14 protein-coding genes are annotated in these 14,748 nt (G+C 73.2%); 11 read left to right on the forward strand and 3 right to left on the reverse strand.

The genetic code is table 11. The features are described 5' to 3' along the window. Both BMW85_RS21750 and BMW85_RS21755 read left to right on the forward strand, forming a co-directional pair. Entirely contained in the window at positions 1-2,004 is a 2,004-nt protein-coding gene (locus tag BMW85_RS21750; RefSeq protein WP_091084229.1) for an ABC1 kinase family protein, read from the forward strand. A 117-nt stretch (positions 2,005-2,121) separates the two neighbouring features. After that, the gene (locus BMW85_RS21755) at positions 2,122-2,796 is read left to right on the forward strand and encodes an NADPH-dependent FMN reductase (protein ID WP_177240812.1); all 675 of its coding nucleotides are present in this window, start codon (positions 2,122-2,124) and stop codon (positions 2,794-2,796) included. Positions 2,797-2,838: 42 nt separating this feature from the next. Here the strand turns inward: BMW85_RS21755 and arfB are convergent, their stop codons facing one another. Then, the gene (gene arfB / locus BMW85_RS21760; protein ID WP_091084233.1) at positions 2,839-3,246 is read right to left on the reverse strand and encodes an alternative ribosome rescue aminoacyl-tRNA hydrolase ArfB; all 408 of its coding nucleotides are present in this window, start codon (positions 3,244-3,246) and stop codon (positions 2,839-2,841) included. 102 nt (positions 3,247-3,348) lie between these two features. Between arfB and BMW85_RS21765 the strand changes: the two genes are divergently transcribed. From BMW85_RS21765 to BMW85_RS21775, 3 genes are all read left to right on the forward strand, one after another. After that, complete coding sequence (locus BMW85_RS21765; protein WP_245774990.1) at positions 3,349-4,176, forward strand: hypothetical protein; 828 nt, start codon at positions 3,349-3,351, stop codon at positions 4,174-4,176. Further along, the gene (locus BMW85_RS21770; RefSeq protein ID WP_091084237.1) at positions 4,173-4,766 is read left to right on the forward strand and encodes an HAD family hydrolase; all 594 of its coding nucleotides are present in this window, start codon (positions 4,173-4,175) and stop codon (positions 4,764-4,766) included. Before BMW85_RS21765 ends, BMW85_RS21770 begins: the two co-directional genes overlap by 4 nt. Before the next feature lie 75 nt (positions 4,767-4,841). Continuing rightward, complete coding sequence (locus BMW85_RS21775; RefSeq protein WP_091084239.1) at positions 4,842-6,380, forward strand: alkaline phosphatase D family protein; 1,539 nt, start codon at positions 4,842-4,844, stop codon at positions 6,378-6,380. A 57-nt stretch (positions 6,381-6,437) separates the two neighbouring features. On the opposite strand, the gene BMW85_RS52010 is transcribed toward BMW85_RS21775, so the two are convergent. Further along, on the reverse strand, positions 6,438-8,141 hold the full coding sequence (locus tag BMW85_RS52010) for an efflux RND transporter periplasmic adaptor subunit (RefSeq protein ID WP_091084241.1): 1,704 nt from the start codon (positions 8,139-8,141) through the stop codon (positions 6,438-6,440). Positions 8,142-8,335: 194 nt separating this feature from the next. Here BMW85_RS52010 and BMW85_RS21785 point away from each other — a divergent pair, with 194 nt between their 5' ends. The 6 genes from BMW85_RS21785 to BMW85_RS21810 are packed head-to-tail and all read left to right on the forward strand — an operon-like array spanning position 8,336 to position 14,173. Then, entirely contained in the window at positions 8,336-9,418 is a 1,083-nt protein-coding gene (locus BMW85_RS21785; protein ID WP_091084242.1) for an efflux RND transporter periplasmic adaptor subunit, read from the forward strand. Continuing rightward, positions 9,415-10,164, forward strand: a complete 750-nt coding sequence (locus BMW85_RS21790; protein WP_091084244.1) for an ABC transporter ATP-binding protein — start codon at positions 9,415-9,417, stop codon at positions 10,162-10,164. The genes BMW85_RS21785 and BMW85_RS21790 overlap by 4 nt, the downstream gene beginning before the upstream one ends. Then, positions 10,161-11,426, forward strand: a complete 1,266-nt coding sequence (locus tag BMW85_RS21795) for an ABC transporter permease (protein WP_091084246.1) — start codon at positions 10,161-10,163, stop codon at positions 11,424-11,426. The genes BMW85_RS21790 and BMW85_RS21795 overlap by 4 nt, the downstream gene beginning before the upstream one ends. A 10-nt stretch (positions 11,427-11,436) precedes the next feature. Continuing rightward, complete coding sequence (locus tag BMW85_RS21800) at positions 11,437-11,979, forward strand: hypothetical protein (RefSeq protein ID WP_091084247.1); 543 nt, start codon at positions 11,437-11,439, stop codon at positions 11,977-11,979. After that, positions 11,976-12,674, forward strand: a complete 699-nt coding sequence (locus BMW85_RS21805; RefSeq protein ID WP_091084258.1) for a response regulator transcription factor — start codon at positions 11,976-11,978, stop codon at positions 12,672-12,674. Before BMW85_RS21800 ends, BMW85_RS21805 begins: the two co-directional genes overlap by 4 nt. A 5-nt stretch (positions 12,675-12,679) precedes the next feature. Continuing rightward, complete coding sequence (locus tag BMW85_RS21810; RefSeq protein ID WP_091084261.1) at positions 12,680-14,173, forward strand: sensor histidine kinase; 1,494 nt, start codon at positions 12,680-12,682, stop codon at positions 14,171-14,173. Here the strand turns inward: BMW85_RS21810 and BMW85_RS21815 are convergent. Then, positions 14,158-14,748, reverse strand: a 591-nt coding sequence (locus tag BMW85_RS21815; protein ID WP_177240813.1) for an FG-GAP and VCBS repeat-containing protein, incomplete at its 5' end; no start/stop codon positions are given. The two genes, BMW85_RS21810 and BMW85_RS21815, sit on opposite strands and share 16 nt — an antisense overlap.

Genomic DNA, 14,748 nt, shown 5'->3' on the forward strand with positions numbered 1-14,748 from the left:
ATGGACGTCCTCGCCCAGTTGTTCATCGGCCTGTTCGCGTTACTGACGATCATCCTGCTCGCCCTGGCGGCGCAGCGGTTGCTGGGCGTCAGGTTCGGCGCGGTCCGTACGCTCGTGGCCGCGCTGGCCGCCTTCCTACTGGCGCAGCCGGTGCTCGGGCCGCTGTTCACGGCGCTGAACCTCCCGGCGGACGGGCAGTTGCCGGACGCGGGCGCGCTGGGCGTCCTGCTGCTCGCCACGATGGCCATGGTGCTCATCCCCATGGTGCTGCTGGTGCTGGCCGAGGCGCTGGTCCCGCCGGGCTCGGTGCCGGGGCCGCTGGAGCTGCTGCGCTCGGTACGAGGACGGGTCTCGCGGGCCCGCCGCTACTCGCAGATCACCCGCATCGCGATCAAGCACGGCCTCGGCCCCTACCTGCGCGGCCGGGGCGAGCGGCTGGAGGACCGTCCCGGCAAGGTACGCCTGGCCAGGTCGCTGAGGCAGGCGCTGGACGAGGGCGGCGTCACGTTCGTCAAGCTCGGCCAGGTGCTGTCCACGCGGCGTGACCTGTTGCCCGCCGAGTTCGTCGAGGAGCTGGGGCGGCTGCAGGACCAGGTGGTCCCGGCGCCGTGGGCGCAGATCGAGCCGGTGCTGGTGGCGGAGCTGGGCGCGCCGGTGGATGAGGTGTTCGCCGCCTTCGACCGTACGCCGCTGGCCGCCGCCTCCATCGGGCAGGTCCACGCCGCCCGGCTGCCCGGCGGCGAGGACGTCGTCGTCAAGGTACGCAGGCCGGGCATCGGGAGGGTGGTGGCCAAGGACCTCGACATCGTCCGGCGGCTGGCGGCCACGCTGGAGTCCCGTACCCGGTGGGGGCGTTCGCTGGGGCTGCGCGACCTCGCGGAGGGGTTCGCGGCGGCCATCCGCGAGGAGCTGGACTTCCGCGTGGAGGCCGCCAACATGGCCGCCGTCACCGCGCCGCAGCCGCCCGGCGGCGCGGAGAGCGGTACGGAGAGCGTTACGGAGGGCGGTCCGCGCGTCCGCTACCCGGCGCCGATGACCGCGCTCTGCACCGAGCAGGTGCTGGTCATGCGGCGACTGTCCGGGCGGCCGGTCACCGACGCCGCCCCCGAGGACGGCCCGCGCCTGGCCCGCGACCTCCTCGACTGCCTGCTCCGCCAGATCCTCGTGGACGGCGTCTTCCACGCCGACCCGCACCCCGGCAACCTCATGCTGCTCGACGACGGCGCCCTGGGCCTGCTCGACTTCGGCTCGGTCGGCCGCCTGGACGCCGCGGTCCGCTCCGCCCTGCAGCGCTTCCTGCTCGCCATGGACCGCCAGGACCCGCTCGGCGTCACCGACGCCCTGCTGGAGGTGGTGCCCCGCCCCGAGGACATCGACGAGGCCGCGCTGGAACGCGCGCTCGGCCAGTTCATGGCCCGCCACCTGGGGCCGGGCATGGACAGCGTCCAGATGTTCACGGACCTGTTCAGGATCGTCACGGCGTACGGGCTGTCCGTGCCGCCGGAGGTGGCGGCCGTCTTCCGGGCGCTGGCCACGCTGGAGGGCACGCTGGTGCGCCTGTCGCCGGGCTTCGACCTCATCGGCGAGGCCCGCGCGTTCGCCGGCCGCCACATCGCCGAGCGGTCGGAGCCGGCCGCGGTGCGGGAGGCGCTCACGCAGGAGCTGGCCGCGCTGCTGCCGATGTTGCGCCGCCTGCCGCGCCGGGTCGAGCGCATCGCCAGCGCCGCCGAGCACGGCCGGCTGGCGTTCAACGTGCGGCTGCTCGCCGACGAGCGCGACCGCCGCTACGTGACCGGGCTGCTGCACCAGGTGCTGCTGACGGTGCTCGGCGCCACGTCGGGCGTCATGGCGGTGATGCTGCTCGGCAACGACGGCGGGCCGCAGCTCATGCCGGGGGCGACGCTGTATCACCTCATCGGTTACAACCTGCTGGGGATCTCGGCGATCCTCACGTTGCGGGTGCTCGCGCCGATCTTCAGAAGACGGCCGGAATCCGAGGAATAACTCCAGCACCAGGGGTAGAGCTGCGGCGCGGAAACCACTCTTGACCGGGGCATGGTCTTGGACAACCTACGCATCGGGCAGGTTTCCGGTAACACCGGAACCCCTTGGGAGCAGAGGGTGAAAATCATCGGAATCGCCGCCGGCCTGCACGCCGGTTCGTTCGTCAACAGGTTGCTGGGCGCGGCCGGCGGTGAGCTGCCCGAGGACGTCGGATTCGAGGTGTGGTCCGGGCTGCCGGAGATCCCGCCGTACGAGCCGGGGCCGGTGCCCGCGCCCGTACGGGAGCTCACCCGGCTGATCCTGGCGGCGGACGCGGTGGTCGTGACGGCGCCCGAGCACAGCCTGCTGCCCGACGAGCTGATCGACACCCTCGACTGGCTGACGGCACGCGGGGTGCTGGCGGGCAGGCTGGTCGCGGTGATGAGCGCGAGCGCGCGGGCGTGCGGGGCGATGTGGGCGCAGGCGGAGCTCTACAAGAGGCTGCAGAGCGCCGGGGCCGTGGTGACGGGCGCCGAGCTGGTGATCCTGCCCGGCCGCCGGCACTTCGACGAGGACGGTCGCCTCTCCGATCCGGTTCTGCGCGCGCAGGTGCGTGACGTGATCGGCCGGTTGTGCCCGGCCGAGCTGGTCGAGCCCGACCTTGACATCGAGTCCGGCCTTACCGAGGTCCCCGGTCTTGACGAGGTCGTGGAGCCCGCGCTCGGCCTGCGCGGAGAGCCTGCCCTCGAACTGCCCGAGGTGGCGCTGGACGCGCTCAAGGCCGGGGTGCGCGAGCCCGTACTCTCCCGCTGAGCCCCTTCTCCCGCTGGATTCTTCTCCCCGGTGAGCGCCGGTTCAGAGGTCGCGGCGCAGCCGTTTGAGGTCCGAGCGCTGCTTCTTGGCGGCGATGCGGCGTTCGACGGAGCCCCGGCTGGGCTTGGTCGGGCGCCGCCGCTTCGGCGGCGGGGCGATGGCCTCGCGCAGCCGCTGGGCCAGCCGCTGCGTGGCGGCCTCGCGGTTCCTGAGCTGCGAACGGTACTCGGATGCGGCGATCGTCACGGTGGCCGACCCCAGCCGGTCGAGCGCCCGCTGCTTGAGCGCGGGCGGCAGCGCCGTGCTCGCCGCCACGTCGAAGGTCAGCTCCACCCGGCTGTCGGTGGTGTTGACGCCCTGGCCGCCAGGCCCCGACGAACGCGAGAAGCGCCAGACGAGCTCGGCGTCGGGGATGACGACGGCGTCGTTGACGACCAGCGGGCCGGGCATGAGCGGAACTCCTGTCGGGATGGGACCATGCGTCCTTGAGAACGAGTGTCACCGTATCTGGATGACATATGCCGATAGCAACGGTATTTCCTTGGACACGGCATGAGGGAGGCAGGAGTGGCGGTCATCGTCGGGGTGCACGGCATCGGCAAGTACGACTACTTCCAGGAGGCGGGCTCGGCCGCCGGAGCGGCGGAGGCCATGCGGGTCAAATGGGACCGCTACCTGCACGCGGCTCTCGGCGGCGAGGGGACCGGGCACTACTTCAGCGAGATCGCGTACTTCTCCCACCTGCTGCGCGACGGCGGGGCGCGGAGACGTTCCCTGGCCGCCATGGACGACTCCGCCCAGCAGGTCCTGCTGGAATGGGCGCGCAACCGGGGGCTGGGCGAGCAGGTGACGGGCGCGCTCAGGACGTTCACCGGATGGCTGCTCACCAGGCTCGACGCCCGGTCCACGGCCTTCGCCGAGCTCTTTGCGCCGGAGATGGCGGCGTACCTCACTGACGCGGCCAGGCGCGAGCGGTGCCGCCAGGCCGTGGCCGAGACGGTCCGCCGCAACCATCCCAAGGTGGTCATCGCACACTCGCTCGGGAGCGTCGTCACGTACGAGACCTTATGGGCCAACCCCGACCTGCGGATCGAGCTGCTGATCACCCTCGGCAGCCCGCTCGGCATGCGCAACGTCGTCTTCGAGCGCCTGCTGCCCGCCCCCATCAACGGCAGGGGCGAGCGGCCGCCCGGCGTGGCCCGCTGGGTGAACATCGCCGACAAGGACGACATCGCCGCCATCCCGGCCGGCCTGGGCGGCTGCTTCACCGGCGTGGACGCCGAGGAACTGGTCAACCTCGACTGGATCGACTTCCACACGGCCGAGAAATACCTGGGCTGCCCCGCGCTCGACCCGCATCTGCGACCATTCCTGGCATGACCTGGATCGTGTTCGACTACGGCGGCGTGCTGTCGCTGCCCCAGCCCGAGGCCGACACCCTGGAGATGGCCCGCGCGATGAACGCCGAGCCCGAGGCGTTCCTGCGCGGCTACTGGCAGCACCGGCTGGACTTCGACCGGGCCGACCTGACCCCGCACGCCTACTGGGCGGCGGTGCTCGGCCGGTCCGTCACCCACTCCGAGGTCGCCCGCCTGGTCGCCATGGACGTGGCTGGCTGGGCCCACCCCGACCGGGGCACCGTCGCGCTGCTCGGCGAGCTGCTGGCCGACGACCGCGACGTGGCGCTGCTGTCCAACGCGCCGGTCTGCCTCGGCGACGGCCTGGACGAGCTGCCGTGGATCGCCGCCATCGAGCGCCGCTTCTACAGCGGCAGGATGGGCCTGGTGAAACCGGACCGCGAGATCTACGACGAGGTCGCCCGCGCGCTCGGCACCGAGCCGGCCGAGTGCGTCTTCATCGACGACCGCCCCGAGAACGTCGAGGGCGCCGAACGCGCCGGCATGACCGGCCTGCTCTACACCGGCTCCGCCGACCTGCGCGCCGACCTCCGGGCCGTCCTGGCCGCCTGAGGACGACCGTTGCTGTTCACCAGGCCTTGACTCCCCGGCCACGGGCGAGTCAGAACGGCCGGACATACCTGATATGTGGACCGCAGAGCCTTCCTGACCGCGGCGGCGGCCGGCCTCGTCACCTCACCGGCGTGGGCCGCCCCCGCCTCGGCCACCCCGTCCAGAGCCTCCCGAACCCTCCGCTCCGACCCGTTCACGCTCGGCGTGGCCTCCGGCGACCCCTCGGCCGACGGCTTCGTGCTGTGGACCCGGCTCGCCGCCGACCCCCTCGGCGGCGACGGCCGTGGCGGCATGCCCTCCCGCGACGTCGAGGTGGACTGGCAGGTCGCGGCCGACGAACGTTTCTCCACGATCGTCCGGTCAGGCACCGCCACGGCCCGCGCCCGCGACGCCCACAGCGTGCACGTCGAGCTGTCCGGCCTGGAGCCGGGCCGCGAGTACTTCTACCGCTTCCGGAGCGAGGGCCGGCTGTCCCCGGCCGGGCGCACCCGTACCACGCCCGCCGGCGCGACGACGCCGCTCACGTTCGCCGTCGCCGCCTGCGCGCACTACGAGCACGGCTACTACACCGCCTACCGCCGCCTCGCCGAGCAGGAGCCCGACCTCGTGGTGTTCCTCGGCGACTACATGTACGAGTACGGCCCCAGCGGCTACAACGCCCTGGCCGGTCGCGTCCGTACGCACACGCCGGGCAAGTGCCGCACCCTGGCCGACTACCGCCTCCGCCACGCCCAGTACAAGAGCGACCCCGACCTGCAGCGGGCGCACGCGGGCGCGCCGTGGCTGGTGGCCTTCGACGACCACGAGGTGGAGAACAACTGGGCCGGCGAGATCTCCAGCACCGGCGCGACCGGCTTCGCCGCGCGGCGGGCGCACGCGTTCCGCGCCTACTACGAGAACATGCCGCTGCGCCGCGCCAGCCTCCGGGGCACCTCCCTGCGGGTGAACCGGCGCGTCTCCTGGGGCACGCTGGCCCGCTTCCACCTGCTCGACACCCGGCAGTTCCGCGACGACCAGGCCTGCCTGGACGGCGTACGGGCGGGCTGCGACGAGCGGCTGTCCGGCGGGCGCACCCTGCTCGGCGGCGACCAGTGGCGCTGGCTGGAGGACGGCCTGCACGGCTCCACCGCCCGCTGGAACCTGCTCGGCCAGCAGATCATGGTGGCCCAGCGCGACTTCAAGACCGGCCCGGGCCGCGAGGTCAACCTGGACTCCTGGGACGGGTACGCCGCCGAGCGCACCCGCCTCCTCGGCGCGCTGTCCCGTACCTCGAACCCGGTGGTGCTGACCGGCGACGCCCACATGCACCACCTGGCCGAGCTCAAGCCCGACTTCGACGACCCGGACTCGCCGGTCGTCGCCAAGGAACTGATCACCTCGTCCATCGCCAGCGACGGCGACGGCTACCGCGACCGGGAGTGGATCGACGCCGCGCTGCGCGAGAACCCGCACTTCTCCTACATCGACCAGCGCCGCGGCTACCTCATGGCCCGGCTCACCAAGGACGAGCTGTCGGTCGACTTCCGTACGCTCGACCGCGTCTCCCGGCGCGGCGCCCCGGCCAGGACCTCGCACCGGCTCACCCTGACGGCCGACTCCCTGAACGCCCGCTGAGAGCAAACTGAGGATCCGCTCAATCCGCGGCCCGGAGATCATGGGACGCAGGACGCGTCAGGCGTCGGGCCAGGCGCCGTCGGGGAACTCGCCCGTCGTGCCGTCCGAGATCACCACCTGGTCGCGCTCCGTCAGGCCCGAGGTGACCTCGACGTACTGGTCGCCGCGCACGCCCGTCTCCACCACCTTGGCCAGGTCGCGGCCATCGGACCGGACGGTGATCACCTGGGTGCCGTCCGGCCTGCTGCGGACCGCCGCCGCCGGGACGTAGATCGCGTCCGCGGCCTCGTCCGTGGTGACCGTCACCGAGGCCGTCTGCCCCAGCATCAGGCCGGTCGGCGGCTCGTCGAAGGCGAGGGTGACCGAGTAGCGGACGAGCTGGCCGTCCCTCGTCGCGGTCGGCGCGATCGCCGTCACCGTGCCCGTGTAGCGCTCGCCCGGACGGGTCGCCAGGGTGATCCCGGCCTGCTGGCCGAGCTGCAGCCGGTTCACGTCGGACTCGGTCACCATGGCCTGGACCTGCAGCTCGTCCAGGTCGCCCAGGCTGATGAAGGTGCCGGTGCCGGACTGGTCGCCGGGCGCGCCCGCCACCGAGAGGATCGTGCCCGCCGCAGGGGCGACGATGCGGGTGGCGCGTACGGCGTCGGCGGCCTCCTCCAGGGCGGCCTCGGCGCGGTCCACGTTCGCGGCGGCCTGCTCCTTGCCGGCGCCCTGGCCGCCGCTGGTGCCGGTCCTCGGTACGCCGCCGGTGGACGGGGCTGTCGACGGGGCGGTGGACGGGGTGCAGGAGCCGGTGCTCGGGCGGGCCGAGGGTTTGCCGGTGGTGGGCTGCTTCTTGGTGGTGGACGGCTTGGCCGTGGGGGAGCCGGAGGCCGCCGGGCGGTCGGTCTGTCGCGTCTCGTCGTCCTGGGGTGAGGCGATGACCGTGACCGTGACCGTGGTCGTCACGGTGGCGGTGACGGTCACCGTGGGCTGAGGCTCGGGCTCGGTCGGTCCGTCGGTCGGCCTGGTGGTCGGGGTGACGGTCGGCGTGGCCGTGGGATGCGGGGTACGGGTCGGCTCGGGCGTCGGCGAAGTCGTGCCGCCGTGGTCGGTGCCGGGGGAGTGGACGGGACCGAGCAGCGCGCCCCCCGCGGGGCCGTCGGCGACCGGGGCGACGCCGGGATCCGCAGCCCTCGTCGCGGTGCCGCCGCTGGTCGGGCCGGTGGTCGGGGTGGCCGAGGGGGTGCCGGCGGGACGGCCGGACGTGGTGGCGCTGGGCGTGGCGGAGCGCTTGCCGCCGGCGGGGGTGCAGTCCGTGCCGCCGGTGCCGCGGTCGCCGGTCGTGCCGCCGTTCCTCGTGCCGCCGCGCGCCGCGGAGGTGCCCGTGCCCGGGGCGGCGGACGTGGACGTCGTGGCGGCGGTGGACACCTTGTCCAGTGCCTCCTCGGCCGCCGCCAGGTCGGCCTTGGCCGCCTCGTACGCCTCCCGCGCCTCCCGCCCGTCGATCCGGGCCAGGACCTGGCCCTTCTTCACCTTGGCCCCCGTCCTGACGTACACCTTGGTGACGGTGCCGGAGGAGCCGAAGGCCAGGTCGCGGCGGGAGCCGTCCACGGTGTTGCCCGCGGCGCTCACCACCGCCGTGACCTGCCCGCGCTGCGCCGCGGCGAGCCGTACCTGGACGGCGGCGGGGGAGTCGTCGCGCAACGCGAGCACGGCCACGCCCGACCCGGCGGCGAGCACGACCAGGGCGAGCCCGCCCAGCGCGAAAGTCCGTCTCATGACGGATCATCCTGGCGAAGCAGGTTCGTGGCAGCCTGCGAACAGCCTGCAAGTTTTCTGTGCGCCCCATGTAGAGGGCCCGCTGTCAGCGAACGTTCAGCTTGCTCGCGGCTGCGGCGCAGCCTGGTGTGCAAGGGTCACGGCTCGTGAAGGTGTCGAACAGGCGCAGATCGCGCAAGAGCCGCGGAGCGCTGATGACCAACGGAGCGCTGGCGGTGCTCCTGCTGGGCGGGGCCGCGTTCGCCTACTCCCAGCTCGGTACGGAGGAGGCGGCGAGCGAGAGCGCCGTCCGGACGGTGACGGCGAGCCGCGGAACGGTCGTGGCCGCCGTGTCCGCCACGGGCGCGGTCGAGAGCTCCAGGTTCCGCGCCCTGTCCTTCGGCACGTCGGGCACGGTCGAGAAGATCTACGTCAAGGCCGGGGACAAGGTGAGCAAGGGCCAGATCCTGGCCCGGCTGGACGACGCCGCCGCCCGGGAGAACCTGTCGGCGGCCAAGGCCTCCTACGACAGCGCCCTCGCCGACGGCACGGACACGGCGCAGCTCTACGCCGCCTACGTCAAGGCCCGCAACTCGTACCGCGAGGCGCAACGGACGGTCGCCGCCACCGTGCTGAAGGCCCCCTTCGGCGGCACCGTCACGGCCGTCAACGGCTCGGTCGGCCAGAGCAACGGAGGACAGAGCAGTGGAGGACAGGGCACCAGCGGCTCCACCTCCACGTCAGGCTCCACGTCCGGCTCCGGTTTCGTGGAGCTCGCCGACACCGCCAAGCTGCAGCTCGTCGGCACCTTCACCGAGTCCGACGTCGGCAAGCTGAAGAAGGGCCAGAGCGCCACGGTCACGTTCGACGCGCTGCCCGGCGTGAGCGCCACCGGCAAGGTCAGCCAGATCGAGCCGGTCGCCACCACCAGCAACAACGTCGTCCAGTACCCGGTCACGGTGACGTTCACGGAGGTGCCCGACGCGGTCCGGCTGGGGCAGACCGCCACCGTCGAGGTCGTCACCGGCCGCGCGGAGAACGTCGTCGCCGTCCCGTCCACGGCGATCTCCACCAGCGGCGGCCAGACCACCGTCACCGTGCTCCAGCAGGGCCGCCAGACCCGGACCCCGGTGGAGGTCGGCGTGCGGGGCACGACCTTGACCGAGATCAGGTCCGGCGTCTCGGAGGGCGACCAGATCGTGCCCCCGGCCGTCTCGACCGGCACCACGCAGGGCGGCAACGGCCGCTTCGGCGGCGGCTTCCCCGGCGGTGGCGGCATGCCGGGAGGCGGGCGATGACCGCCGGGCTGCGCGTCGTGGAGCCGACGCCGGTCCTCCGGGTACGGGACCTGGTCAAGGAGTACGGCGAGGGCGACGCCAGGGTCCGCGCCCTGCGCGGCGTCAGCCTGGACGTCCAGCAGGGCGACTACGTGGCGATCATGGGCGCCTCGGGCTCCGGCAAGTCCACGCTCATGAACATCCTCGGCTGCCTGGACGTGCCGACCTCGGGGACGTACCTGATCGACGGCGCCGACGTGGGCCGCCTGGACGAGCGGCAGCTCGCGATCCTGCGCAACCGGCGGGTCGGGTTCGTCTTCCAGTCCTTCAACCTGATCCCGCGCATGAGCGCGCTGGCCAATGTCGAGCTGCCGCTCGTGTACGGCGGCGTCCCCCAGGCCGAGCGGCGCGCCCGCGCGCTGGCCGCGCTGGAGCAGGTCGGCCTTAGCGACCGCGTGCACCACGAGCCGAACCAGCTCTCCGGCGGCCAGCAGCAGCGTGTCGCCGTGGCGCGGGCGCTGGTCACCGCGCCGGCCCTGCTGCTGGCCGACGAGCCGACCGGCAACCTGGACACCGCCTCCACGCACGACGTGCTCCAGATCCTGGACCGGCTCAGCGAGTCCGGCCGCACGATCGTCTGCATCACGCACGAGGACGACGTCGCCGCGCACGCCAAACGGGTGGTCCGCCTGGTGGACGGCGAGATCGTCGAGGACCGCAGGCAGGCGCCGGTGGACGGCCCGCCCCCGAGGACGGCCGCCGGATGAACCAGCTCGAGATCCTCCGCTTCGCGCTGCGCGGCCTGCTGGCCAACAAGATGCGCAGCTCGCTGACCACGCTCGGCATCCTCATCGGCGTGGCGGCGGTCATCCTGCTGGTCGCGGTCGGCGAGGGCTCCTCCCGCTCGATCCAGCAGAACATCCAGCGCCTCGGCGCGAACACCCTCACGATCTCCCCGTCGTTCTCGGGCGGGGGTGGCGGCGGCGGCGGGGGTGGCGGTTTCCGTGGCGCGACGGGCGGGGGCGGCAACACCGGGCCGCGTACCCAGGCCAGGCAGCTCAGCCTGGCCGACGCTAAGGCGCTGACCGACCGGACGCTCGCGCCGTCGGTCAAGAGCGTCTCGCCCGTCGTGAACGCCTCCTCGGCCACGGCCTCGTACGGGCCGGCCAGCCACGCGATCGCCCAGTTCGTCGGCACCTACCCCAGCTACTTCGAGGCGATGAACAAGCCCGTCGCCCAGGGCACGTACTTCTTCAACGACGACGTGCTGGCCGCGCGGAAGGTCGTGGTGCTCGGCCGGACCGTGGTCGAGGAGCTGTTCGGCACGGTGGACCCGATCGGCAGGCAGGTCAGTGTGTCCGGGGTGCCGTTCACGGTGGTGGGGGTGCTCAAGGAGGCCGGGTCCGCCGGCATGCAGGACGCCGACGACGTCGCGATCGCGCCGCTGCCGGCCGTGCAGCAGAGCCTGAGCGGGTTCGGCTCGCTCGGCCAGATCGTCGTCCAGGCGACCGGCGCCGGCACCACCACGGCGGCGCAGTCGGAGGTCACCGCTATCCTCAACCAACGACATGGCATCACCGGCAACAACCCCGACTACCGCATACTCAACCAGGCCACGTTGCAGGAGACCGTCAGTGAGGCGACCGGCACCTTCACCGTGCTGCTCGGCGCGGTCGCCGCGATCTCGCTGCTGGTGGGCGGCATCGGCATCACCAACATCATGCTGGTGACGGTCACCGAGCGCACCCGCGAGATCGGCATCCGCAAGGCGATCGGCGCGCCGCGCGGCGCGATCCTGGGCCAGTTCCTGGTGGAGGCCACGCTGCTGAGCCTGGTGGGCGGGTTGTCGGGCGTGCTGGTGGCCTTCGTCGGCACCAGGTTCACGATCGCCGGCATCGAGCCGGTCCTCGTGCCGTCGTCGGTGGCGCTGGCCCTGGGCGTGTCGGTGGGCATCGGGCTGTTCTTCGGCAGTTATCCGGCAAACCGGGCGGCCAAGCTCCGGCCGATCCAGGCCCTGCGCCACGAATAAGGAGAGTCACATGTCGAAGCTCGACTCCTCGCCGTTCCCCGACGACCTGGGGGAGGAGCTCGCCGCCGAGCCGCGTCAGGGCAGGTCGAAGGTCACGCTGGCACTGGCCGCCGGCGTGGTGCTGGTGGCCGGGATCCTCATCGGCATCCAGGCGGGCAAGCTCTTCGGCGGCGGCGGCGACGCGTCCGCCGCGGCCGGCGGGCAGCGCCAGGCGGGCGGCACCGGCCAGCAGCAGGGCGGCGGCCCTCCCGGCTACGGCCAGCAGCGGAACGGCGGCTTCCCCGGTGGCGGCCAGCGCATGGGCGGCGGCACGTTCGGCACCGTCGAGAAGGTCGAGGACGGCAAGGTCTACATCAAGACCGCGGACGGCAAGACGGTCACCGTCACCACCACCGACCAGACCACGGTCCAGATCTCCAAGCCCGGCAAGGTCACCGACCTGGAGCAGGGGAGCGACGTCACCGTACGCGGCGAGCAGGGCGCCGACGGCTCGGTCACGGCCTCCGCCATCACCCAGGGCGGCCGGCAGTTCCCGGGAGGCGGCCCGCGATGAGCCCCGAGCCCGAGGCCAGGCTGCTGGTGGTCGACGACGAGCCCAACATCAGGGAGCTGTTCTCGGCGAGCCTGCGCATGGCCGGGTTCGAGGTGCTGACCGCGGCCGACGGCCGGGAGGCGCTGCGGGTGGCCGAGGAGAGCAGCCCCGACCTGGTGATGCTCGACATCATGCTGCCCGACCTCGACGGCATGACGGTCGCGAGTCGGCTGCGCTCGCGCGGCCGGCGGGTCCCCGTCCTGTTCGTGACCGCCAAGGACACCTCGGAGGACCGCATCGCGGGGCTCGGCCTCGGCGAGGACTACGTGACCAAGCCGTTCAGCCTGGAGGAGACCATCGCGCGCATCCGGGCCGTGCTGCGGCGCACCCGGCGTGGCACCCCGCCGCCCAACCGGCTGCGCGTCGCCGACCTGGAGCTGGACGAGGAGACGCACGAGGTGTGGCGCGACGGCCTGCCGGTGAAGCTGTCGCCGACGGAGTTCCGGCTGCTGCGGTACTTCATGCTCAACGTGGGCCGGGTGCTGTCGAAGACGCAGATCCTCGACCACGTCTGGAACGGCGACTGGCGCACCGACGTCGGCCTCGTCGAGTCGTACGTCTCCTACCTGCGCCGCAAGGTCGACACCGGCGAGCACAAGTACCTGCACACCCTGCGCGGCGTCGGCTACATCCTGCGCCCGCCGCGCGGTCTGTGAACGCGATGCCGGGCAGGCTCCGCAAACACCTGGCCAGGACGCCGCTGTGGCTCCGGCTGGTGTCGGCGACCCTGCTGCTGGTCACCCTGGCGATCACGCTGACCGGCCTGTTCGCCGTGCGGCTGCTGCGCGGCTACCTCGTGGAGCGGGTGGACCAGCAGTTGCACGCCGCGGCCGCCCCGCGTGACGTGCTCCCGTCGCCCGAGCCGCGGCCCGTGGGCACCCGGCCGCAACGTTTCCTCGGCCTGTTCCACGTGGTGGTGCTGGACGCGCGCGGCGCGCCGCTCCGTACGCTCAGCGAGTCCACCGCCGCCCACACGCCGAGCCTGCCCCGCCTGGCCGCCGCCGACGTGGCCGAGCTGGGGGGCCGGCCCTTCACCGTCGAGTCCGCCGATCCCGCCGGGCCCACCTGGCGGGTCGTCGCCGTGCCGGGCCGCGACGACGAGAGCCGGGTGATCGCCATCAACCTGGGCGACGTTGACGACACCGTCTCCCAGCTCGGCCTCATCGTCGCGGTGGGCGGCGGCTGCACGGTGGCCGTGCTCGGCTTCGCCTGCCACTGGCTGGTACGCCGCAGCCTGCGCCCCCTCCAGGAGATCTCCCGCACCGCCAACGACATCGCGGGCGGCGACCTGTCGCGCCGCGTCCCCCTCTGGTCCGGCACGACCGAGGTCGGCAAGCTCGGCCGCTCGCTCAACACCATGCTCGCCCGCATCGAGGACGCCGTGCGCGAGCGCGAGGAGGCCGCCGACTCGGCCCGCCGCTCCGCCACCGCGGCCCGCCGCTCCGAGGAGCTGATGCGCCGCTTCATGGCCGACGCCTCGCACGAGCTGCGCACGCCGCTCACCTCGATCAGGGGGTTCGCCGAGCTGTACCGGCTGGGGGAGGAGAAGGACCTGGACGAGGCCGTCCGGCTCCTCGGCCGCATCGAGGGGCAGGCGGCCCGCATGGGCCTGCTGGTGGAGGACATGCTGCTGCTGGCCCGGCTGGACCAGCGGCGCGCCCTGTCCACCCGGCCGGTGGACCTGCTCAGCCTGGCCGCCACGGCGGTGATCGACGCGCAGACGCTGGCCCCCGACCGGCGCATCGAGCTCGTACGCCTCTTCGACGGCGACGGCGAGGTGCTGGTGACCGGCGACGAGCCGCGCTTGTCGCAGGTGCTGGGCAACCTGGTCGGCAACGCGCTCGCCCACACGCCCGCCGGCACGCCGTTCCAGGTGCGGGTGGGCGTGGACGGCGACCGGGCCGTGGTCGAGGTGGCCGACGAAGGGCCGGGGTTCGGGCCGGAGGTGGCCGAGCGGGTGTTCGAGCGGTTCTACCGGGCCGACCCGGCGCGCAGCACGGGCGGGTCGGGGCTCGGGCTGTCGATCGCGGCGACGCTGGTGGAGGCGCACGGCGGGGTGATCGTGGCGGAGAGCGAGCCGGGCAAGGGGGCGCTGTTCCGGGTGATCCTGCCACTGCACCGGCCGGGGGAACGCCCGGCTCAGCCGAGGGCGTAGCCGTACAGGCCGGTGCCTTTGGCGATCTCGCGGACCCGGCCCAGCCGCAGGCCCGGCGCGCGCGAGCCGGGCACGTACAGGACCAGGCCCTGGCCGGGGGCGGCCACCACGAGCCCTTGCGGCGACCCGCCCCGCTGCTCCCACGCCTCGCCGCGTTCCAACGTCCGGAACCGCCCGCCCCTGGGCAGGGCCGCCAGCGCGGCGCCGAAGTCGCTTCCCTCGCCCTTGATCAGCAGGTTGCCCTTGCGGGTCAGCCCGCCGCCGGCGCTGCCGGCCAGCACCTGCACCGCGCGCTCGCCGGGCACGCCGATGGCGAGGTCGTCGCGGCCGTCGCCGTTGAAGTCGCCGGCGGCCAGCGCCGAGCCGAACCGGTCGTAGTAGCGGGGCCGGCCCTCCAGGGTGTTCTGCGACCAGGCTTCGGCGCGGGCGGTGCTGAGGCCGCCGCGCGAGCCGTAGAGGACGTCCACCGTGCCGTCGCCGTAGTCCATGGCCCGCTGGTTCGCGCTCAGTCCCTCGCCGGGCACGCCGATGGCGAGGTCGTCGCGGCCGTCGCCGTCGAAGTCGCCGGTGGCGAG

Source organism: Nonomuraea wenchangensis, from assembly GCF_900111685.1.
Taxonomy (GTDB): Bacteria; Actinomycetota; Actinomycetes; order Streptosporangiales; family Streptosporangiaceae; genus Nonomuraea; species Nonomuraea wenchangensis.